Raw genomic sequence first — 21,659 nt, forward strand, 5'->3', positions numbered from 1 at the left:
GCGCGCAGCCCGGCTGCACAGGGACGATCGAGGAGGGCTACTGCGACCAGTGCGGGAACGCGGCGAGCCCGTCACCGCTGCCGCCGTCGGCGCCGTCGTCGGTGCCGTCGTCGGTGCCCCTGCACACGCAGCCGGTGAGCAGATCGATGAGCTCCCCGTTGAGCAGCGGCAGGTCGCGGGCCGGGGTGCTGGCCACGATCGCCGACCTGCCGTCGGTCCCGTACCGCGACCCGTCCACCGCGGTGATGGCCAACCCCGAGGTGCCGGAGGAGAAGCGCCACTGCGCCAACCCCGACTGCGGCAAGCCGGTGGGCCGCTCGCGCGAGGGCCGCCCCGGGCTGACGGACGGGTTCTGCCCGCACTGCCGCACCCAGTTCTCCTTCGCCCCGAAGCTGGCCAAGGACGACCTGGTCGCCGGCCAGTACCGGGTGCTGGGCTGCCTGGCGCACGGCGGTCTCGGCTGGATCTACCTGGCCTCCGACGAGAACCTGGACGGCCGGTGGGTGGTGCTCAAGGGCCTGCTCAACACCATGGACGCCGAGGCGCTGGCGGCGGCCGAGGCCGAGCGGAAGTTCCTGACCACCGTCGACCACCCCAACATCGTCAAGATCTTCAACTTCCAGCGCTCGGCCGGCCTGGGCTACATCGTCATGGAGTACGTCGGCGGCCAGTCGCTGCACGAGCTGCGCCGCCAGGGCCCGCTGCCGCTGCGCGAGGCCCTGATGTACGGCAGGGAGATCCTGCAGGCCTTCGGCTACCTGCACGAGAACGGCCTGGTCTACTGCGACCTCAAGCCGGCCAACGTGATCAGGGTCGGTCGCCGGCTCAAGCTCATCGACCTGGGCGCGGTGCAGCCGTTCGGCTCGCCGGTGGGCTCGTCCTGGGTCACCGTCGGCTACCACGCCCCCGAGCTGGAGACGCAGCCGTCGTCGATCGCCTCCGACCTCTACACGGTGGCCAGGACGCTGGCGGTGCTGGCGATCCAGGGGTTCAGCCCGGCCTCGGGCGGCGTGGCCAGCCCGCTGCCGGCCGACTGCGGGCACCCGTCGTTCACCCGGCTGCTGCGCAAGGCGACCGCGGCGAATCCGGCCGACAGGTTCCAGAGCGCGTGGGAGATGGAGGAGCAGCTCGTCGGCGTGCTGCGTGAGGTCAGCGCGCTGGAGAGCGGGGTGCCGCACCCGGCGCTGTCGACGTTGTTCGGGCCGGAGCGCACCGCCGTCGGGACGGCGCTGTCGCAGCGGGACGGCGAGGTGTTCGAGCCGCTGGACCCGCTGGCCGTCGCCCGCGCGCTGCCGGTGCCCCTGGTGGATCCGGCCGACCCGGCGGCCGGCGCGCTCGCCGGGCTGCTCGGCCGCGACGGCAAGGAGTTACTGGACCAGGTCGCCGCGATGCCGGCGACCCCCGAGACGAAGCTCATGCGGGTCAGGCTGCTGGCCGAGTCGGGCGCGGCCGAGACCCCCGTCGCCCTGAACGAGCTGGACCGCGAGCTGCCGCGCGACTGGCGGCTCACCTGGTACCGCGGGGTGCTCGCGCTGACCACCGGGCAGGCGGACCAGGCGGTGTCGCTGTTCGAGGCGTGCCTGTCACACCTGCCCGGCGAGACGGCGCCGAAGCTGGCGCTGGCGTTCGCGCTGGAGTGCGCGGGCAAGCCCGCCGCCCCCTGGTACGACCTCATCTGGCGCACCGACCACACCTACGTCAGCGCGGCGTTCGGGCTGGCCAGGACGGGCCGGATCGACGTCCTGGACGAGGTGCCCGCGTCGTCGGTCTACCGGGTGGCGGCGCAGGTGGCGCTGGCGGCCTCGGTGGTGCGCCGGGCCGACCTCAGCGTGCTGAGGCCGGACGAGCTCGTGGGCGCCGCCGACCGGGTCGCGAATCAGGCCGACCTCGACCCGCGCCGCCGCGACCTGCTCACGGCCGAGGTGCTGGGCGGGGCGCTGGCCTGGCTGGACGACAACCCGCCGCCGCAGGGTTCCGTGCGGCTGGCCGACGCGCCGTTCACCGAGCCGGGGCTGCGCAAACGGCTCGAATCCATCTATCGCAGGCTGGCCGTGGCGGCGGAGACGCGCCAGGAGCGGCACGCGCTGATCGACCAGGCCAATGCCGTACGACCGAGGACGTGGTTGTGATCTGTCCCGTTTGCGAGGCTCCCGTGGTGGCCGGAGACACGTACTGCGAGGCGTGCGGCCACGCGCTGGGCGCGCCCACCTGCTCCTCCTGCGGCGCGGCGGCCGTGGACGCGGAGGGCTACTGCGAGCGGTGCGGGCTGCGCCAGCCCACCGGCCGCGACCACGCCGAGATCGTGCTGCCCGGCGGCGCCGCGGCGGTGACCGACAAGGGCCTGCGGCGCAGCAGGAACGAGGACGCGGTGTCCCTGCTCGAAACCGGCGGAACCGTGGTGACCGTGGTCTGCGACGGCGTGGGCAGCTCGCCCAGGGCCGACGAGGCCTCCGCGGTGGCGGTGGAGACCGCGGGCGCGGCGCTGGCCAGGGGCCTGCCGCAGGAGGAGGCGTTCGAGCTGGCCGGGCGAGCCGTGGCCAAGCTGGCGACGTCGCTGGACGACGCCCCGGCCTGCACGTACGTCTCGGCCGCGGTCGCGCGGGACGGCCGGGTCACGCTCGGCTGGGCCGGCGACACGCGGGCGTACCTGCTGCCCGGCGGCTCCCTGCTGACCGAGGACGACGTGGTGGAGACCGGCGAGATCACCGCCTGGCTCGGCGCCGACGCCGGCGACGTGGACCTGCACCTGCGCGCCTTCACCCCGGAGCGGCCGGGGATGCTGCTCGTCTGCAGCGACGGCCTGTGGCGCTATCTGGACGGCTATGCCTTCCCCGCCACCGGCACCCCCATCGAGATGGCCCGTGAGATGCTGCGCCACGCGCTGGACTCCGGTGGCCAGGACAACGTGACGATCGTTTTGATCCCCCTAGGAGAGTCGCATGGCTGACCAGCCCGTTTTCACGCTGAACGTCGACCAGAACAAGTACCTTCCGCTTGACGGCCGCGAGGTGCACGCCATTCTCACCGTCGGCTCCACCGGCGGCGCGACCGTGCAGGCGGCCCCGTCCGCCGAGGCGGCCGAAGTGATCATCATTGACACGTCCGGCTCGATGAGCGGCAGCAAGATCCGTGAGGCGCGGCAGGCGGCCGCGACCGCCGTGCGGACGCTGCGCGACGGTGTCTATTTCGCGGTGATCGCCGGTACGGAGTCGGCCAGGGTCGTCTTCCCCGGTGGCCACGCCAATCTGGTCAAGGCGAGCCCGGCCACCAGGGCCGAGGCGGAGCGGGCCATCAGCCGGCTGACCGCGCACGGCGGCACCGCGATGGGCGAGTGGCTCAAGCTGGCCGGTCACCTGCTGACCGCGCATCCCTCGGCGATCAGGCACGCGCTGCTCATGACCGACGGGCAGAACAACGAGCGGCCCGAGGTGTTCGCCTCCGTGCTGGCGGGCTGGAGCGGCAAGTTCGTGGCCGACTGCCTGGGCGTCGGCGACGACTGGGTGCCCGCCGAGCTGCGCAAGGTGGCCGAGGCGCTGCTCGGCACGTTCGACTTCGTGCGCAACCAGGGCGACCTGCCCGAATACTTCCGCCGGCTCACCCAGACGTCGATGAGCAAGACGGTGGCCGACCTGTCGCTGCGGGTGTGGGTGCCGCAGACCGCGCGGCTGAAGTTCGTCAAGCAGGTCTCCCCCACGCTGCTCGACCTGACCGGCAAACGCACCGACGTCAATCCGCTGACCGGCGACTACCCCACCGGCTCCTGGGGCGCCGAGGAACGCGAATACCACATCTGCGTCGAGGTGCCGCCCGGGCAGGTCGGGCAGGAGATCAGAGCGGGCTGGGTCAAGCTCGTCCGCCCCGACACCCAGGAGACCGTGGCCTCCGGCAACGTGCTGGCCCAGTGGACCGACGACCTGGCGCAGTCCACCCGGATCAACAGGAAAATCGCCCACTACACCGGCCAGGCGGAGCTGCACGAGCTGATCCAGGAGGGCCTCAACGCCCGCTCCGTCGGCGACGTCGACACCGCCACCGCCCGCCTGGCCAAGGCGCGGCAGATCGCCACCGACTCCGGCCGGGAGGACACCGCCAGGCTGCTGGAGCGGGTGGTGGAGGTCGACCCGGCCACTGGCACGGCCCGGCTGCGCAGGAACGTGGACAAGGCCGACGAGATCGAGCTGGACACCGGCTCCGTGCGGACGAGCCGGCTGCGTAAGGAAGGAAACTGATGGCGACCTGCCCGCAGGGGCACGCGTCGGGCGCCGACGACTACTGCGACACCTGCGGCGCCCAAATGGCCGGCCCGCCTCAGCCCGTGTCCCACCACTCCGCCCCCCAGCCCCAGCCCCAGGAAGCGGCTGCGGGGCCGGCCGCGGAGACCTGCCCCGTCTGCCAGACGCCGCGCGCCGGGCAGTTCTGCGAGGTGTGCGGCCACGACTACAGCGGCAACGGCTCCGCCGTCCCCCTGCCCGCGACGGGAGCGCGCTACGAGGCCGTCACCGGCGCCGACCGCACCTACTACGAGAAGGTCATCGCCGAGGGCGGTCCCGACGCCGCCGCGATGGCGTTCCCGCCGTACTGCCCCGAGCGCTCGTTCGCGCTGCACGGCGAGCAGGTCCGCATCGGCCGGCGCAGCCGGGCCAGGAACGCCGCCCCCGAGATCGACCTGACCGGGCCGCCCGAGGACCCGGGCGTCTCCCACCTGCACGCCGTGCTGCTGGGCCGGCCGGACGGCTCCTGGCTGCTGGTGGACCCCGGCTCGTCCAACGGCACCCAGCTGAACGGCCGGCCCCTCACGGTGAACGTCCCGGTCAGGATCGGCCCCGGCGACCGCATCCACCTCGGGGCGTGGACCGTGATCACGATCAGGGAGGGCACGCCGTGACCATGGTGCAGGTGCGGCCCGCCCCCGCGCCGGCGCGCCGGAGCGTGCCGGGCCGGATCCGCGTCATCTCCGGTATCACGGTCGCGTCGCTGGCCCTGCTCTTCGCCGCGCTCGCGGTCGGCAGTTCCAGCGCCCGCGACGGGCTGCGCGTCATCGGCCGCGACGCCGGCCCGCAGGTCGTCGCCTCCGCCGGCCTCTACCTCGCGCTGAGCGACATGGACGCGCAGGTCGCCAACCTGCTCGTGATCGGCAGGGACTACGGATCGCGGCGGGCCGAGGCGCTGAAGCAGTACGACACACGGCGGGTCGAGGCTCACCGGGCGCTGCTGGAGGCGTTCGAGCTGTCGGGCGACAACGAGGCCGAGCGCCAGACCGTCCGGTCGGTGCTCGACGGGCTCGGCCGCTACGAGCGGCTGGCCGGGCAGGCCCTGCTGCTGAACGACCAGGCGAATCACGCCGCCGGGCCGCCGCCGGACGACGTGGTGCGCACCTACCGCACCGCCACCGACCTCATGCGGCTGGTGCTGCTGCCGCAGGCGTACAACCTGACCCTGGAGAGCGGCACGATCGTGCGCCGCACCTACGACGAGAAGGCCCTCATGGTGCCGCTCGTGCGGGTGGCGGTCGCGGTGGCCGGGCTGGTGGCGCTGGGCTGCCTGATCTGGCTGCAGGTCTTCCTGGCCCGGCGCTTCCGCCGGGTCTTCGGGCCGGCGCTGATGGCGGCCACGGTGACGACCGCGGTGGCGATGATCTTCGGTGTGAACGTGCTCAGCCAGGACGAGCGGGCCCTGCGCACGGCCAAGTCGGACGGGTTCGACTCGGTGCTGACGCTGGCCAGGGCGCGGGCGATCAGCAACAGCATGCAGGGCGACCAGAGCCGCTACCTGCTGGACAAGGAACGGGCCGACACCTACGAGCACACGTATCTGGACAAGTCGCTGTCGGTCGTCTACTACGAGGCGGGCAACCTGAGCACCTACCACCAGCAGGTGTCCAGCGGCACGACGGGAGGTCTCGGCATGCTGGGGCCGGAGCTCGTCGGCCGGGACGGCGCGAAGGTGATGGGGGCGTACCAGGACTTCCAGCGCGCCGACGCGGCCTTCCGCCGGCTCGTCACGGACGGCAGGACCAACGAGGCGGTCGCCGAGCGGCTCGGCCGGACCATGACCGCGTTCGGCTCCTACGACCAGGCGCTGCAGTCCATGGCCAAGTCGCACGAGCAGGTGTTCGAGCGGGCGATCGGCACCGGCGAGAACGCGCTGGACAACCTGTGGCGGCTGATGCCGTTCGCCATCGGCGCGATCGGGCTGCTGGTGATCGCCGGGGTGTGGCCACGACTCAAGGAGTACCGGTGAAGCGGGTGCTGGCAGTGGCGCTGGTCCTGGTCGCCCTGGCGGCCGCGGGCTGCGGGATGAGCGGGCGCGAGTCGATTTTGGACAAGGACGAACTCGTCATCGGGGTGCGTACGGACCTGCCCTCGGTCGGGTTCCGCGCGGGCGGCAAGTTTGACGGCTTCGACGTGGACGTGGCCCGTTACGTGGCCGGCCGGCTGGGCAAGGAGGTCTCCTTCCTGGGCGTGCTGGCCGCCGACCGGGAGAAGGTGCTCACCCAGGGGCGGGCCGACCTGGTGGTGGCCACGTTCACGATCGACCAGGACCGTAAGCAGCGGGTGCTGTTCGCGGGGCCGTACCACGTCTCGTACCAGGACATCCTCACCCGGCGCGACGACACGATCTCGAACGTGCGCGATCTCAAGGGCCGGAAGATCTGCGAGGTGCAGGGCGCGAACGCGGCCAAGCGAGTCGTGGAGGAACGCGGGGTGGCGGCGCAGGTCGTGCCGTTCCCCGACTACAAGAGGTGCCTGGCGGCGCTGAAGGACCGGCAGGTGGACGCGGTCACCACCAACGACGTCATCCTGGCCGGGCTGGCCGCCGAGGACGGCTCGGGGCTGCGGCTGGCCAACGCGCAGTTCAACGAGCAGCGCTCGGGGATCGGGATGGCCAAGGGCGACGTGGCCGGATGCGAGGCGGTGAACCGGGCGATCACCGACATGTACCAGAGCGGGACGGCGAAGAAGCTGCTGGACAAGTGGTTCGGCAAGTCCGGGCTGGATCTGTCCACGATCGCGGTGCCGCAGTTCGAGGGCTGTTCGTGACCGCTCGCCGGTGACAGGGGAAAGCGGAAAGGGGACGGCGGTGGCCGTCCCCTTTTCTCGTGATCGGTCCCGTCTCCTCGTGATCAGTCGCGGCGGCGGTCAGTCCAGGTAGTCGCGCAACATCTGCGCCCGCGTCGGATGGCGGAGCTTGGCCAGGGTCTTCGACTCGATCTGGCGGATGCGCTCCCGTGTGACGCCGAACTCCCTGCCCACCTCCTCCAGCGTGCGCGGATGCCCGTCGGCCAGGCCGAACCTGAGCTGGATGATGCGCTGCTCGCGGTCCGACAGCGTGGCCAGGATGTCGTCGAGCTGATCCTGCAGCATGATGAAGGCCGCGGCCTCCATGGGCACGACGGCGTCGGCGTCCTCGATGAAGTCACCGAGGTCGGAGTCCTCCTCACCGATCGGCGACTGCAGCGAGACCGGCTCCTGGGCGATGCGCTGGATCTCCACCACCCGATCGACGGGGAGATCCATCTCCTTGGCGATCTCCTCCGGGATCGGCTCGCGGCCGAGATCCTGGTGGAGCTGGCGCTGCACCCTGACGAGCTTGTTGATGGTCTCCACCATGTGCACGGGGATGCGGATCGTCCGCGCCTGGTCGGCGATGGCCCGGGTGATCGCCTGACGGATCCACCAGGTCGCGTAGGTGGAGAACTTGTAGCCCTTGGTGTAGTCGAACTTCTCCACGGCCCGGATGAGCCCGAGGTTGCCCTCCTGGATCAGGTCCAGGAACAGCATGCCGCGGCCGACGTAGCGTTTGGCGATCGACACCACGAGCCTGAGATTGGCCTCGATCAGCCGCTGTTTGGCCCGGGTGCCCTGCCAGACGAGCTCCCTGAACTCCGGGAAGGCCAGACGCGAGACCCCGTTGGCCAGCTTGTCCTCGGCGAACAGGCCGGCTTCGATCGACTTGGCGAGCTCCACCTCCTCCTCGGCGGTCAGCAGCGGAACCCGGCCGATCTCGCGCAGATAGATCCGGACGAGATCACTGGTCGGCGCCCGCTTGCCTACGTCTTCCTCATCGGCGCGGGAGGTCTCCTCGTCGCCCTGGGGCTCGAGGACCTCCACACCGTTCTCGGCGAGCATCCGCACGACGCGTTCCAGCGCGTCGGACGGCAACTCGGATCGGTCAAGCGCGGCTGCGACGTCATCGACGGTTACGCTCCCGCGCTCCCTTCCCTTCGCGACGAGGTCCGCCACCTGATCTACCGATGGCGGCCCGCTTGGCAGCACCGATGCACCCACGGGAGACAGTCTGCAGTATTGGTTCCATCAAATGGCAGACCCATTTTTGTCACTGAAGGTAAGACGATCGTCCTTACCGAATTGAGATCGCAATAAGGTTTAGCCCGAGTTTGATCAGGAAAGTAAAGTCAATTACGCGGTCTGGATTCACGCGCCCGGCGACACCCCCGGTCGGACGCCGCCGTTCCGCTGCCCCGACGTGGCCGCCCGTGGCTCGCCGCGGACTTTGGACCGGGCCAAGTTTCCGGGTCTACCACCCTGAATTGCGGCTGCGATCGCGTCCTAACTGTTACCGAACGCGAGTGATGAGACGGCACCGCAGAGCCGTTCCGACGGCGTCTCGGAGGGCGCGCCGGAGGCGCGGAAGCGGCGGTCCGGAGGCGGGGAAGCGGCGCGCCGGAGGCGCGGAAGCGGCGGTCCGGAGGCGCGGAAGCGGCGGTCCGGAGGCGCGGAAGCGGCGGCCTGGAGGCACGCCAGTAGCTCTCTGGAGGCGCGGCAGCGGCGGTCGCGGGTCAGCTGCCGGCGGCGCGGTCGCGCAGGACGCGGCGCTGCTGCTCCAGCGCCACCAGCTCCCCGAACAGCTTGTTGTACTCCTGCTGCTCCTCCACCGGGTTGAGCCGCTGGATCCGCGACTTGACCTGCGCGATGGCCCGATCGACCGCGATGGCCTCGATGGCGGCCAGCATGGCGCCGGCGTAGCGCTCCTCGGCGTGGGCGTCGGCCTGGATCGGGTCCACCGCGAACCGGGTCACCAGCGCCCGCGCCCCCTCCTCGTGCGCGTGCTCCAGCAGGCGGTCCACCCACTCGCGGCCGCCGTGCCCGGCCGCCGCGAGCCCGCCCGCGGCGGCGATGACCTTGTGCAACGCCACGTGCTCGACGGCGGTGAACGCCTGCGCGTCGAGCGCGTCGAAGCGGGGCCCGATCAGCGCGGGGCGCTGCACGGCCAGCTTGAGCAGCTCGCCCTCGACCCGCACGCCCGGGTCGTGCGGGGCCGCCTTGGGGGCCTGCCTGCGGCGGCCCTGCTGGGTGCCGGACACCTCGGAGATGCGCTGCATGACGAAGCGCTCGTCCATGAACCCCAGCCACCGGTCCAGGTCGATGGCGTAACGCTTGCGCAGCCCCACGTCCTTGATGCCGGCCACGATCGGCGCGGCGGCGTCGAGCGCGGCGATCTTGCCCTCGTTGCTGCGCAGGTCGTAGCGGGAGATCGTGCTCCTGATCGCGAACTGGAAGAGCGGCTCACGGCTGGCGATCAGATCGCGCACGGCCGCGTCGCCCTGCTTGACGCGCAGATCGCACGGGTCGAGCCCGTCGCCCTGCACCGCCACGTAAGTCTGCGTGACGAACTTCTGCTCGTCGGCGAACGCGCGCAGCGCCGCCTTCTGCCCGGCGGCGTCGCCGTCGAAGGTGAAGATGACCTCGCCGCGAAATTCGGCCTGATCGAGCAGGAACCGGCGCAGGATCTTGATGTGCTCCTCGCCGAAGGAAGTGCCGCAGGTGGCCACGGCGGTCGGCACGCCGGCGAGATGGCAGGCCATCACGTCGGTGTATCCCTCGACGATCACGGCCTGCGCGCGCTTGCTGATCTCCCGCTTGGCAAGATCAATTCCATAAAGGACCTGGCTCTTCTTGTAAAGCGGAGAGTCAGGCGTATTCAAGTATTTCGGACCGTCGTCGGAATCAAGCAACTTGCGCGCGCCGAAGCCGATCACATCGCCGGTGGCGTCCCTGATCGGCCAGATCAGCCGCCCGCGGAACCGGTCGATCGGGCCGCGCCGCCCCTCCCTGACCAGACCGCCCTTGACCAGCTCGTCGGCGCTGAAGCCGCGGCCCAGGAGATGGCGGGCCAGCGCCTCCCACTCGGCCGGCGCGTAGCCGACCCCGAACGTCTCGGCGTCGGCCCGCTCGAACCCGCGTTCCGACAGGAAGCGCCGCCCCACCGCCGCGTCCGGCGACATCAGCTTGTCGGCGTAGAACTCGGCCGCCGCCCGGTGCGCCTCGATCAGCCGGGCCCGCTCGCCGTGGTCGCGCCGGGGCACGTAGCCGCCCTGCTCGTACTGGAGCTGGATGCCGGCCCGCTGCGCCAGCCGCTCGACGGCCTCGCCGAACGACAGGTGCTCGATCTTCTCGACGAACGTGATCACGTCGCCGCCCTCGGAGCAGCCGAAGCAGAAGTACATCCCCCGCTCGGGGGTGACGTTGAACGACGGGCTCTTCTCGTCGTGGAACGGGCACAAGCCCTTGAGGTTGCCCCCTCCGGCGCTGCGCAACTGGATGTGCTCGCCGATCACGTCGGCGATGGGGGAGCGCTCGCGTACGAGTGCGATGTCGACATCACGGATCCGGCCAGCCACGCCGGGAAGTCTATTCCGCCCCACCGACGGTTCCCGACCGACCGGGTGTCCCCGGTATCGGGAGCGGGGAGGTAGCCCACGGTTACCTTGCGGCTGCTAAAGGGGGAAAGCGGCCATGCGGGGGCTCCCGGTCGGCTACAAAGGTAAAGGTTGTCGGTGGAAACGGTGACACGGGTGGAGAACATGCGATCGGGGCATATCGGACGTTGGGCGGCTGTCACGGGCGCTATGCTGCTGACCGGCGCCTGCACCCAGGCCACCGGGCTGGCGGGCATCGGCGCCGGGGGCGGAGCAGGGGCCGGATCGCCCTCCACGGTCGCCGTCTCGGGGACCCCCTCGGCCACCGCCACGACCCCGAGCCCTGCTCCCCAGCCGCAGGCGGCCGAGCAGCCGCCCCAGGGCGACGACCCGGTGAACGTCCCGCCGCCGAAGTTGTCGAAGTACAGCTACGCCTTCCCGGTGAAGGGCTGCAAGACCACCTACCAGCGCAAGCTGCTCGTGCTGCCCAAGACGACGATCTGGGCGCCGCAGGGCTGCTCGTTCGTGTCGCCCGTCGAAGGCGTCGTGGACGAGGTGAACAACCAGGACAGGTGGCAGCCGGGCACCGACGCGGGCGCCGACCGCGAGGGCAGGTTCGTCACGATCATCGGTGACGACGGCGTACGCTACCTGGGCGGCCACCTCGACTCGATCGCCGACGGCGTCAAGCCGGGCGCCAAGGTCAAGAAGGGCCAGGTGCTGGGACGGGTGGGCCGCTCGGGCAACGCCCGCGACACCGGGTCCAACCTCTACTTCGCGATCTCGTGGAAGACCGGCCCGGCCTTCTGGTGGGTGCGCAGGGGCATGGTCGAGCCGTGGGACTACCTCGACGCCTGGAAGAAGGGCAACCGCACGTACTCGCCGCGCGAGGAGACGATGAAGCTGCGCGGCAAGCTGGGCGAGACGCCGCCCTGTTCCGTGCAGTGCGTGTCGCGGCAGGCGACGCCGCAGAGCGGCAAGCCCACCAAGACGCCGAGGCCGCGCAGGAGCTCCGACAGTGACGCCGACCGCAACCCGACGGCGACGGACCCCCTGACCGACGGCGGCGTCACGGCCGGCTGAGGCGCATATGGTGTGCTGGTGACTGCCAGCCGCCGTGACCAGCTCAAGGAGTTCCTGCGGGCCAAGCGGGAAGCGCTCACGCCGGCCGAGGTCGGCATGCTCGCCGCGGGGCGCCGCCGCACTCCCGGGCTGCGCCGGGAAGAGGTGGCCGTGCTCGCCGGGGTCGGGGTGTCCTGGTACACCTGGCTGGAGCAGGGCCGCGACATCAAGGTCTCCGACGCCGTGCTGGACGCGATCGCCCGCGCGCTGCGGCTCGACGAGGCCGAGCGGGCGCACCTGTACGTGCTCGCCGGGCTGAATCCACCGGACCCCGCGGGCCGCCCCGGCGCTCCGGTGAGCGAGCAGCTGCGCGCGGTGCTGGCGGCGTGGATGCCCCAACCGGCCCACGTCCTGGACCGGCACTACAACCTGGTGGCGATGAACGACGCGGCCAGACGGGTGTTCGGGTTCGACGACGAGGTCCGCAACTGCATGGTGGCGTTCTTCACCCACCCCACCTACCGCGGCAGGTTCACCGAGTGGCACGAGTTCGCCCCGGACATGGTGGCCGACTTCCGTGCCGGCGCGGCCCGGTACCCCGACGATCCGGTCTTCGGGCGGATCGCAGCGGAGCTGTGCGCGGCCAGCGCGGACTTCGCCGGGTTGTGGGCGCGGCCGGACGTCCGTTCCCGCTCGCAGGGGATCAAGGCGATCACCCATCCCGAGGCCGGGGACCTCACCTTCGAGTACTCGCTGCTGCGCCTGCCGGATCGCGCGGACCTCAACGTGGTGCTGCACACGCCACTCCCCGGCACCGGCACCAAGGAGAAGGTGGAGAGCCTGGTGGTGGCACACCCAGGATGAGCTGACACTGCCGTGGCCGGCGCCGTCCCCGCACGATGGACGGCATGAGAGCGATCACGATCCCCGAATTCGGCAGCGCCGACGTCCTGCGTCTCGACGAGGTCGAGGTCCCCGAGCCCGGGCCGGGGCAGGTCTCCATCGACGTGGCCTACGCGGGCGCCAACTTCGCCGAGATCCTCTACCGGCGCGGTGTGGTGGACGTCCCGCTGCCGTTCGTACCCGGCATCGAGGTGTCAGGACGCGTCCGTGCGCTCGGCCCCGGCGTCGAGGGGCTGCGCGCGGGCCAGCCGGTCGCCGCGCTGACGATCGTCGACGGCGGCGGCTACGCCGAGGTGGTGACCACCTCCGCCGACCTGGTGACTCCGCTGGACGGCTACGACCTCGACCTGGGCACCGCGGCGGCGCTGCCGTCCAACAGCGCCACCGCGTTCCTCGTGCTCGACCGGGTGGCCCGCATCGAACCGGGAGAGGACGTGCTGGTGCACGCCGCCGCCGGAGGCGTGGGCAGCCAGCTCGGCCAGGCCGCCCGGCTGCTGGGCGCGGGCCGCGTGGTGGGCGCCGTGGGCAGCCCGGCCAAGATCGAGGCGGCCAGGGCGTTCGGCTACGACGAGGTGGTCCTGCGCGACCAGGTGGCCGAGGCCGGTCGATTCGACGTCGTGGTGGACATGGTCGGCGGCACGGCCCGCCGGAGCGGCCTGGACCTGCTCGCGCCGATGGGCCGGCTGGTGGTGATGGGCAACGCCTCCGGCGCCGAGGACGTCGGGATCTCGGCCGACGAGCTGTGGTTCGCCAACAAGACCGTCTCCGGGTTCAACCTGGCCGCGTTCTCCGCCGCCTTCCCGCAGGAGGCGGGCCGGGCGCTGCGCCGGGCCGTGGCCGCGGCCGCGAGCGGGGAGCTCCGGGTACGGGTCGAGTCGCTGCGGCTGGAGCAGGCCGCGCGGGCGCACCGCCGCATCGAGGCCGGCCGTACCACCGGCAAGCTCGTGCTCGAAGTCGAACGGAGCTGAGGCGTCCACGACGGCGTGCGCCGGCCCCGCGCTCAGCCCGACGACAACTCCTTGGCGTCGACCTGGACCCCTGATCTGATCAGCTCCTGGATGCCGTCCACGACGTCCCAGGTGTTGACGTTCATGCCGGCGATCACCCGGCCGCCGCGCAGCCAGTAGACGATGAACTCCAGGCTCTCGGGGTCGCCCCGGTAGACGATCTCGTCGTGGCCCTCGATGTCGCCGGAGAACTCCATGCCCAGCTCGTACTGGTCGGTGAAGAAGTAGGGCAGCCGGTCGTGCACCACTTCCCGGCCCAGCATGGACCGTGCGGCCACGGGGCCGCCGTGCAGGGCGTTGGCCCAGTGCTCGACGCGGAGGTGGCGGCCGTACACCGGGTGCAGGAACTCGGCCACGTCACCGGCCGCGTACACGTCGGGGTGCGAGGTGCGCAGGGAGGCGTCGGTGCGGATGCCCTGGCCGACGTCGAGGCCCGCGTTACGGGCCAGACCGACCTCAGGCGCCGCCCCGATGCCGGCCACGACCAGGTCGGCGCTCAGCCGCTCGCCCGAGCTGAGCCGCACGCCGTCCTCGGTGATCTCCGCCGCGGCGATGCCGAAGCGCAGGTCCACGCCCTTGCTCGCGTGCAGGCGGGCGAAGAGGGCGCCGAGCTCGGGGCCGAGCGCCCGGTTGAGCGCGGTGGGCTCGGGCTCGACGACGGTGACCGCGCAGCCGGCCGCGCGCGCCGCGGCGGCGGTCTCCAGGCCGATCCAGGACGCGCCGACGACCAGCACGGAGCCGCCCTCGGCGAAGCGTCGCCGCAGCGCCTCGCTGTCCGCCACGGTACGCAGGTAGTAGGCGGGCCCCGGCAGCCGCCTGGGCACGGCGCCGGTGGCGATGAGCAACTTGTCGTACGGCTGCCGGGAGCCGTCCCCGAGCCGCACCACGTGGTGCTCCAGCTCGATTTTAGTGACCGGCGTGCCGAGCCGCAGATCCACGCCGTTGCCCGCGTACCAGTCGGGGGCGTGGACGAAGATGTCGTTCCGCTCGCTCCTGCCCTGGAGGTACTCCTTGGACAGGGGTGGTCTCTCGTAGGGCCGTTCGCTCTCCGCGCCGATCAGCACGACCTCGTCGTCGAAGCCCTCTTCCCGCAGCGTCTGCGCCGCCTTGGCCCCGGCCAGCCCGGCACCGACGATCACATATGTGGCCATGGGCGCAGTATCCGCCCGGCGGGGGTCCTCGCGAAAGCGGCTCGTCCCGGCGACCCCGGCTCGTTGACGAAGCCTTAACCAGAAGATCGGCCGGCGGGGCTCGTCCTGGATCGGTCAGCGGGAGAGGCGGCGGTGCCAGGTCACCGCCGAGGTGTCGGTGAGCGAGGCGATCTGGTCGATCACCACGCGCACGCGGGCGGCGTCGTCCGGGGCCTCCTGGAAGGCGGGCCTGAAGGCGGGTTCGAGCGTGCCGGGCGCGCCGAGCGTGATCAGCGAGGCCAGCTCGGTGATGAGGTCGCGCTGCCTGGCCTGGTTGGCGTGGTGGTCCTCGGTGGTCATCACGTAGTGGGCGGTGACGCCCTTGAGCAGCGCGCACTCCAGCCTGGTGGCGTACGGCACGACGAGGTCGGCGCGGTGCCGCGAGCCGTGCACCTCCCTGGTGGCGGCCTGCGCGGACCTGCAGAAGCGGCCGATGAGGCCGCTGGTGAGGGCCTTGAGCCCGGCCAGGTCGGCGATCGTGGCGGCGAAGTGGCGCGGCCAGAGCGGGTCGTCGATCAGCTTGGCGAAGACCTCCTCCAGCTCGTTGAGGTCGGCGCCGGGGGCGTACCAGGTGCGGGTGATCTCACACACCTGGGCGCGTTCGGCGGGCGACTGGAGCGCCTCGGGGGTGACGTGGCCGGAGTGCAGGGCGTCCTCCAGGTCGTGCACGGAGTAGGCGACGTCGTCGGCCCAGTCCATGATCTGCGCCTCGAAGCTCACCCGCCCGGCCGGCGCGCGCTCCCTGATCCACTCGAACACCGGCAGGTCGTCGTCGTACACGCCGAACTTGGGCGATTCGCGGCAGGTCCACGGATACTTCACGGAGGCGTCCAGGGCGGCGCGGGTCAGGTTGAGGCCGGCGCTGCGCCCGTCCTCGGTCAGCACCTTGGCCTCCAGCCTGGTGAGCAGGCGCAGGCTCTGCGCGTTGCCCTCGAAGCCGCCGCACGAGCTCGACAGCGCGTTGAGCGCCACCTCCCCGTTGTGCCCGAACGGCGGATGCCCCAGGTCGTGCGCCAGGCAGGCGGTCTCCACCAGGTCGGGGTCCACGCCGAGCGTGGCGCCCATCTCCCTGCCGACCTGGGCGCACTCCAGGGAGTGGGTCAGGCGGGTGCGGGGGATGTGCTGGCCGCCGCCGAGCGTCTCCCCCGGGCCGACGACCTGCGTCTTCGCGGCCAGTCTCCTGAGCGCGGCGCTGTGCAGCACACGGGCACGGTCCCGCTCGAACGCGGACCGTTCCGGATTGCCGGGAAGTTCCGGAACCCAACGCTCTTGGTCATGCTCGTCGTAGTACGGCATCAGTGAAGCGATTTTATCCAGTTTCCCGTCTCCGCTAGTGTCGAGCCTCGCGAGAACCCCTTCCCCGGGAGCCCTCCCCCATGACGACAGCGTTCCGAGCAGTGCTGGCTTTCACCCTGCTCGCCGGCTTCTACGTACTGGTCGGCCTCATCGTGGCCACCGCCATCTTCCTCGACGTCCTGCTCATCGTCGACTTCCACGCCACCGCGCTCAAGTTCGCGATCGTGCTCACGCTGGCGTCGGGCGCTCTGGTCAGGACGCTCGTGATGGTCAGCCGCCGCCGTGAGGGCGAGCAGCCGGGCGTGCCGGTGGGACGCGAGCACGAGCCGGTGCTGTGGCAGACGGTCGAGGAGCTGGCCCAGCGCGTGCGCACGGCCCCGCCGGACGAGATCCGCCTGGTCCCCGAGGTGAACGCGGCCGTCTCGGAGGACACCCGCCTGCTGGGGCTGAAGGCGACGCGGCGGCGCATGTTCATCGGGCTGCCGCTGCTGCAGACGCTCACGGTGGACGAGTTGCGCGCGGTGCTCGGGCACGAGCTCGGCCACTACAGCGGCGCCCACACGCGCCTCGGCGCGCCGGTCTACCGGGGCCGGGTCTCGCTCATCGCCACCGTCCAGGGGCTGCGCAACCATCCGTTCGTGCAGCGCCTGTTCACCTGGTACGCCAAGCTCTACCTCCGGGTCTCGCAGGCCGTCTCGCGCAAGCAGGAGCTGGAGGCCGACCGCTTCGCCGTCGCGATCGGCGGCCGGCAGGCCACGTCAGGCGCGCTGAAGAAGATCCGCCTGACCGCGGCGGGCTGGGAGACCTACGTCGACAGCTACCTGACCCTGACGGGCGCGGGCGGCACCAGGCCGGCGACGGTGTTCGGCGGCTTCCACGCGCTCATGAGCGACCCCGAGCGGCAGGCCGAGCTGGCCAAGCTGAGCGAGCGGCCCGAGGAGGTCTCCCCGTACGACTCGCACCCGAGCATGGCCGAGCGCCTGGCCGCGATCGAGCACCTGCCGGAGCCGCAGCAGGTGCCGGACCCGCGCTCCGCCCTGACCCTGCTCATCGACCCGAACGTGGCGGTGCAGGCCGTGGAGCAGTCGATGTGGTCGCCCGAGGCGGCGACGACGCTGCGGCCGGTGCCGTGGGAGGAGCTGGTCGCGCACGCCATGTACGCCGGCCGCAACGCCGACGCCCTGCACGACCTGGCGGTGGCCGGGCAGCAGGTGATGGGCGCCACGCGGCCGTACCTGGACGCGGCGTTCGAGGCCATCGCGCGGGGGCGGCAGGCGGAGCTGGAGGCCAAGCTGCTGGAGAGCGGCTGGAACCCCTCCCCTACCCTGCTGGCCGGGGTGCTGGGGCAGGCGCTGGAGGCGGTGCTGATCCAGCTCGGCGAGGCCAAGTGGACGCTGTCGTGGTCGGGGCCCGCGCGGCTGCTGTTCGACGACGGCGAGGAGGTGGCCCTGTCGGAGTACGCGGCCCAGGTGGCGACGAACTCGGAGGCCGTGGGCGGGCTGCGGCGGTGGCTGGGCGATCACGGGATGCGCCACGACTACGTACCGATCGAAGAACCACCCGCCTCCGACCCCGCGATTCCGCAACCGACCCCGGCCGACCTGCACCACCTGCCCGGCTGACCGGACTCAGCGGAGGGCTCGGTCGAGGTCGGCGCGGTGTGCGGCGACCCAGTCGCGGGCGGCGCCCACGTGCTCGACGACCCCCTCCGCGACCAGCCTGACGGCGTGCGGCAGGCCGGCCGCCGCGTCCGCGACGATGCCGTTCCGGCACCGGTCCTGCCACCACAGCACGGTCCGCACGACCTCACCGCGCTCGGCCAGGCCGTAGCCGTCGCAGATCACCCGCATCCGCCGCGCGGCCTCGCCCGGCTCCGCGCCGGGGCCGAGGCCGGCGTACTGCCAGCACACGTGCGCCACGTCGTGGATCCGCCGCCCCGGCCCGGCGAGGTCCCAGTCGATGAACGCCACCGGCCGCAGCCCCGCCCCCTCGTCCCGGTAGACGGTGTTCTTCGGCGACAGGTCGTTGTGGCAGACCACCTCGCCGTCGCCGGCCTGCGGGGTGCCCGCGGTCAGGTCGTGGAACTCGCGGACCAGGCCGGCCACCCGGGCCAGGCTCTCGTCCGAGCCGACGCCGTCCGGCTGGACCTCCTCCCATGCCACGTGCCCGTCCACGTACCCCAGGATCTCGCGCCCCTCACCGTCGAGGCCGAGGAAGCGCGGCGCCCCCCGCCAGCCGCTCCGTTCGAACAGGCGCAGCACCTCGTGCACGTGCGCGGCCCGCTCGGCGGGACGGCGGCGGACGGTGTCGCCGACACGGACGACGGCGTTGACGAAGCCTCCGGGGAGCGGCGTTTCCGGCATGCGCCCAGCCTGCCCGATCACCGCCCGCCCGCGCGACGCCCGTTCACTCTCGGCCGAGCACTCACACCGACAGCTCTGGCCGATCGGCCGGGCCGATCGCGTCATGACCGATCATCGCGGGGACGAGTCTGCGGCGTCCCGGCGGATGAAACGGAAAGTCGCGCACACGAGGGCGCCTGGACAAGAGTTTTTCCCGACCGTCTTGCCACACTCCGATCAGTGGCCTTACGGTCACCCTTAGCATTCGCCCGGACCAAGGAGGCGCTGTGAGCAGGCATGACGGCGGAACCCGGCAGGGCTCGACGATGCTGCCCCACATCGCCTGGCGGGTCGAGGCGATGATCGCGACCATCGCCGAGCGCCGCGCATCCGCCACCGGCCCGATCGCGCAGGCGCTGCGGAAGGTGCCGCGCCACTGGTTCGTCCCCTCGCAGGGCCTGGCGCTCGACGACGACGGCGGCGCGGTGCCGATCGACCGCGACACCGATCCGCCGGGCTGGTGGGACGCCGTCTATTCGGGCAGCCCGATCGCCACCCCGCTCGCCTCCGGGCGCGGCGGCACCGCCTACACCTGCGTCAACCCCTCCCCCAGCGCCGTGGCCGACCTGCTGGAGCTGCTCGACGTCGGCCCCGGGCAGCGGGTGATGGAGGTCGGCACGGGCAGCGGCTGGGTGACCGCGCTGCTGTGCCGGCTGACGGGCGAGGCGGGCGGCGTCACGTCCATCGAGAGCGATCCGGTGGTGGCGGAGGCGGCGGGCCGGAATCTGGCCGCGGCGGGGATGCGACCACACCTGTTCGTCGGTGAGAAGGCGCGCGGATGCCCGGAGCGGGGGCCGTACGACCGGGTGCTCGTGCTGGCGGGCTCGCCGGAGTCGTGGGCCGGGCAGACCCGGCCGGGGGCGGTGATCGTCGACGCGTGCGGCGGGAACGCGGGGCACGCGCTCAGGACCGTCACCCCTTCCGCCGAATATTACTCGGGACTCCCTGATTATTAAAGGTCATCCCCACTCCACCACCTGGGCAGGCTGACCGGGGTCTTGACTTAATTCGCATGGACTCCATGATTAGTCGCAAGCAATCCGCGAACACCTCGCCGGCCTGCCTGCCTAGGAGCGCCATGCCCAAGCTCGCACGCAGTCTCACCCTCCTCCTCTTCCTGTGCGCGTCGGTCCTCGTCGCGCCGTCTCCCGCGCTGGCCGCCATCACCGGCCCGTCGGCCACCGACACCGCCACGACGGTGACGTACCAGTTCGGCTACACCGGCAGCCCCGCCTACACGCGCGCGTACGTCGACACCGACCGCAACCCCGCGACCGGCTTCGCCCAAGGCGGAGCCGGAGCCGACTTCTTACTGGAGAACGGTTCCCTCTATCGCCACAACGGCGGCGGCTGGAGCTGGACGCTCGTGGGCGCGGTCACCCACTCGGCCTCCGGCGGCACGGCCAGGTGGACGGTGCCGCGCGCGAGCCTCGGCGAGAGCGCCACCCCGAACGACGCCGACCTCGTCTTCCAGGTGGAGTCGCCGCTGGAGACGTCCGCCAAGCTCACGCACGTGTACAGCGGCGGAGGCGGTGGCGGCAACGGCACCGTCACCTACACCCCCACCAGCGCCGACTTCGCCAATCCCGAGCGCGGCCTCTACCACCACACCGGTGACTGCGACAAGAACGACTTCTCCCAGGCGACCCTGCAGAGCTACCGCACCAGCCAGAACATCTCCCTGGTGATGTGCGTGTTCTACCTGGCCGAGTTCAAGACCACCCCGATCAGCGCGGCCGCCCTGCAGCAACTGCAGCAGCAGCTCGACACCGTACGGGCGGCGGGCCTGAAGATGATCCTGCGCTTCGCCTACACCACCTCGACCGACGGCGCCGACGCCTCGAAGGAGCGGGTGCTGGCCCACCTCGACCAGCTCGCCCCCTACCTGAGCGCCAACAGGGACGTCATCTACCTCATGCAGGCCGGCTTCATCGGGGCCTGGGGCGAGTGGTACTACACCCAGAACTTCGGCAACGCCGGCACGGTGAGCGCGGCCGACTGGGCCAACAGGAAGGCCGTGGTGGACAAGATCCTCAACGTCCTGCCCTCGACCCGGATGGTGCAGCTGCGCACACCGAAGTTCAAGCGCACGATGTACACCACCAGCCCGGTGACCTCGGGCCAGGCGTACGGGGGCTCGGCCGTGGCGCGGCTGGGGCACCACAACGACTGCTTCCTGGCCAGCCCGGACGACTACGGCACGTACGAGAACCCGGCCGTCGAATATCCCTACCTCGGCTCCGACACCGCGTACGTGGCCATGGGCGGCGAGACCTGCAACCCCAACCCGCCCCGCTCCGACTGCCCGACCGCCATGGACGAGCTGTCCCGCTTCCACTACTCCTACCTCAACACCGACTACCACACCGGCGTGCTCGGCGGCTGGAACACCGGCGGCTGCCTGGCCGAGATCACCCGCCGCCTCGGCTACCGCCTCACCCTGACCACCGGCACCTACCCCGGCACCGCCACCCGCGGCGGCGGCCTGCCGATCAGCGTCACCCTGCGGAACGACGGCTACGCGGCCCCCTTCAACCCGCGCGGCCTGGAACTGGTGCTGCGCAACACCGCCACCTCGGCCCTGCACCGCTTCCCGCTCACCGCCGACCCGCGCAGGTGGCAGGCCGGCGCCACGAGCACGATCACGCAGACGGTGCCGCTGCCCGCCTCCCTGCCCGCCGGCACGTACGCGCTGCTCCTCAACCTCCCGGACCCGCAACTGCCGTCCAGGCCGGAGTACGCGATCCACCTCGCCAACGAGGGCGTCTGGGAACCGGCGACCGGCCTCAACAGCCTCCGCCACACGCTCACCGTGAACTGACCTTGGCCGGCCCATCACCCTCCGGGGCGGTGATGGGCCGGCCCCACCGCCTGAGCCTGAGACGACGGCGGGCTCCACAGCCGGTCCGCGGGCATGACGCTGTCTGACCTTCCTGATCTCCAGGGCGTCACGGTCGATCACCATGTCGACGAAACTCGTGAACCAGCGACCGCGCTCGGCCTGGCGCAGCGCCGGCACCATGGGGAAGCCGCCGGCGAGGATCAGGCGCTCGTGGTCGGCGCGCACGGCCCGTGAGGGCCTCCCAAGTGTAATGATCGTCGGACCATTGAGGTCAGGATTGTGGGTGCCTCCAGGCGA

General features: G+C 71.6%; 19 protein-coding genes. 13 read left to right on the forward strand and 6 right to left on the reverse strand.

Going from position 1 to position 21,659, the window contains the following annotated elements:
• Positions 1 to 37 precede the first annotated feature (37 nt).
• Complete coding sequence (locus OIE67_RS34240) at positions 38 to 196, reverse strand: hypothetical protein (RefSeq protein WP_326628293.1); 159 nt, start codon at positions 194 to 196, stop codon at positions 38 to 40.
• On the opposite strand from OIE67_RS34240, the gene OIE67_RS34245 reads away from it, so the two are divergent.
• Genes OIE67_RS34245 through OIE67_RS34270 form a run of 6 tightly spaced genes read left to right on the forward strand, consistent with a single transcriptional unit; the run spans position 186 to position 7,040 of the window.
• Complete coding sequence (locus OIE67_RS34245; RefSeq protein ID WP_326628295.1) at positions 186 to 2,129, forward strand: serine/threonine-protein kinase; 1,944 nt, start codon at positions 186 to 188, stop codon at positions 2,127 to 2,129. The two genes, OIE67_RS34240 and OIE67_RS34245, sit on opposite strands and share 11 nt — an antisense overlap.
• 26 nt (positions 2,130 to 2,155) lie before the next feature.
• Positions 2,156 to 2,947 (forward strand): protein phosphatase 2C domain-containing protein, encoded by a 792-nt coding sequence (locus tag OIE67_RS34250; RefSeq protein WP_245955624.1) that lies wholly within the window; start codon positions 2,156 to 2,158, stop codon positions 2,945 to 2,947.
• On the forward strand, positions 2,940 to 4,229 hold the full coding sequence (locus OIE67_RS34255) for a vWA domain-containing protein (protein ID WP_326628298.1): 1,290 nt from the start codon (positions 2,940 to 2,942) through the stop codon (positions 4,227 to 4,229). Before OIE67_RS34250 ends, OIE67_RS34255 begins: the two co-directional genes overlap by 8 nt.
• On the forward strand, positions 4,229 to 4,885 hold the full coding sequence (locus tag OIE67_RS34260; protein WP_326628301.1) for an FHA domain-containing protein: 657 nt from the start codon (positions 4,229 to 4,231) through the stop codon (positions 4,883 to 4,885). Before OIE67_RS34255 ends, OIE67_RS34260 begins: the two co-directional genes overlap by 1 nt.
• Before the next feature lie 2 nt (positions 4,886 to 4,887).
• On the forward strand, positions 4,888 to 6,240 hold the full coding sequence (locus OIE67_RS34265; RefSeq protein ID WP_407674918.1) for a hypothetical protein: 1,353 nt from the start codon (positions 4,888 to 4,890) through the stop codon (positions 6,238 to 6,240).
• Entirely contained in the window at positions 6,237 to 7,040 is an 804-nt protein-coding gene (locus OIE67_RS34270; protein WP_106235650.1) for a glutamate ABC transporter substrate-binding protein, read from the forward strand. The genes OIE67_RS34265 and OIE67_RS34270 overlap by 4 nt, the downstream gene beginning before the upstream one ends.
• 99 nt (positions 7,041 to 7,139) lie before the next feature.
• Here OIE67_RS34270 and rpoD read toward each other — a convergent pair whose 3' ends face one another.
• Together rpoD and dnaG are read right to left on the reverse strand one after the other, a co-directional pair.
• The gene (gene rpoD / locus OIE67_RS34275) at positions 7,140 to 8,243 is read right to left on the reverse strand and encodes an RNA polymerase sigma factor RpoD (protein WP_393264463.1); all 1,104 of its coding nucleotides are present in this window, start codon (positions 8,241 to 8,243) and stop codon (positions 7,140 to 7,142) included.
• 557 nt (positions 8,244 to 8,800) lie between these two features.
• A complete protein-coding gene (gene dnaG, locus OIE67_RS34280; RefSeq protein ID WP_106235647.1) occupies positions 8,801 to 10,642 on the reverse strand; it encodes a DNA primase in 1,842 nt (613 codons plus the stop codon).
• A gap of 228 nt (positions 10,643 to 10,870) precedes the next feature.
• Between dnaG and OIE67_RS34285 the strand changes: the two genes are divergently transcribed.
• Genes OIE67_RS34285 through OIE67_RS34295 form a run of 3 tightly spaced genes read left to right on the forward strand, consistent with a single transcriptional unit; the run spans position 10,871 to position 13,593 of the window.
• Positions 10,871 to 11,743, forward strand: coding sequence for a M23 family metallopeptidase (locus OIE67_RS34285; protein WP_326628308.1), 873 nt, complete (start codon positions 10,871 to 10,873; stop codon positions 11,741 to 11,743).
• Positions 11,744 to 11,761: 18 nt separating this feature from the next.
• A complete protein-coding gene (locus OIE67_RS34290) occupies positions 11,762 to 12,586 on the forward strand; it encodes a helix-turn-helix transcriptional regulator (RefSeq protein ID WP_326628310.1) in 825 nt (274 codons plus the stop codon).
• A 44-nt stretch (positions 12,587 to 12,630) separates the two neighbouring features.
• A complete protein-coding gene (locus tag OIE67_RS34295; protein ID WP_326628312.1) occupies positions 12,631 to 13,593 on the forward strand; it encodes a quinone oxidoreductase family protein in 963 nt (320 codons plus the stop codon).
• 32 nt (positions 13,594 to 13,625) lie between these two features.
• Here OIE67_RS34295 and OIE67_RS34300 read toward each other — a convergent pair whose 3' ends face one another.
• The gene (locus tag OIE67_RS34300) at positions 13,626 to 14,783 is read right to left on the reverse strand and encodes an NAD(P)/FAD-dependent oxidoreductase (protein ID WP_326628314.1); all 1,158 of its coding nucleotides are present in this window, start codon (positions 14,781 to 14,783) and stop codon (positions 13,626 to 13,628) included.
• A gap of 114 nt (positions 14,784 to 14,897) precedes the next feature.
• Positions 14,898 to 16,118 (reverse strand): deoxyguanosinetriphosphate triphosphohydrolase, encoded by a 1,221-nt coding sequence (locus OIE67_RS34305; protein ID WP_326628316.1) that lies wholly within the window; start codon positions 16,116 to 16,118, stop codon positions 14,898 to 14,900.
• A gap of 80 nt (positions 16,119 to 16,198) precedes the next feature.
• Here OIE67_RS34305 and OIE67_RS34310 point away from each other — a divergent pair, with 80 nt between their 5' ends.
• Positions 16,199 to 17,740, forward strand: coding sequence for a M48 family metallopeptidase (locus OIE67_RS34310; RefSeq protein ID WP_326628318.1), 1,542 nt, complete (start codon positions 16,199 to 16,201; stop codon positions 17,738 to 17,740).
• 6 nt (positions 17,741 to 17,746) lie between these two features.
• On the opposite strand, the gene OIE67_RS34315 is transcribed toward OIE67_RS34310, so the two are convergent.
• Entirely contained in the window at positions 17,747 to 18,481 is a 735-nt protein-coding gene (locus OIE67_RS34315) for a phosphotransferase (protein ID WP_326628320.1), read from the reverse strand.
• 266 nt (positions 18,482 to 18,747) lie between these two features.
• On the opposite strand from OIE67_RS34315, the gene OIE67_RS34320 reads away from it, so the two are divergent.
• From OIE67_RS34320 to OIE67_RS34330, 3 genes are all read left to right on the forward strand, one after another.
• On the forward strand, positions 18,748 to 19,476 hold the full coding sequence (locus OIE67_RS34320) for a protein-L-isoaspartate O-methyltransferase family protein (RefSeq protein WP_326628322.1): 729 nt from the start codon (positions 18,748 to 18,750) through the stop codon (positions 19,474 to 19,476).
• Positions 19,477 to 19,598: 122 nt separating this feature from the next.
• Positions 19,599 to 21,341 (forward strand): DUF4832 domain-containing protein, encoded by a 1,743-nt coding sequence (locus OIE67_RS34325; RefSeq protein ID WP_326628324.1) that lies wholly within the window; start codon positions 19,599 to 19,601, stop codon positions 21,339 to 21,341.
• 93 nt (positions 21,342 to 21,434) lie between these two features.
• Complete coding sequence (locus tag OIE67_RS34330; protein ID WP_326628326.1) at positions 21,435 to 21,596, forward strand: hypothetical protein; 162 nt, start codon at positions 21,435 to 21,437, stop codon at positions 21,594 to 21,596.
• Positions 21,597 to 21,659: the final 63 nt, after the last annotated feature.

Origin of the sequence: Nonomuraea fuscirosea, from assembly GCF_035917475.1 — a bacterium.
GTDB classification, from domain to species: domain Bacteria; phylum Actinomycetota; class Actinomycetes; order Streptosporangiales; family Streptosporangiaceae; genus Nonomuraea; species Nonomuraea fuscirosea.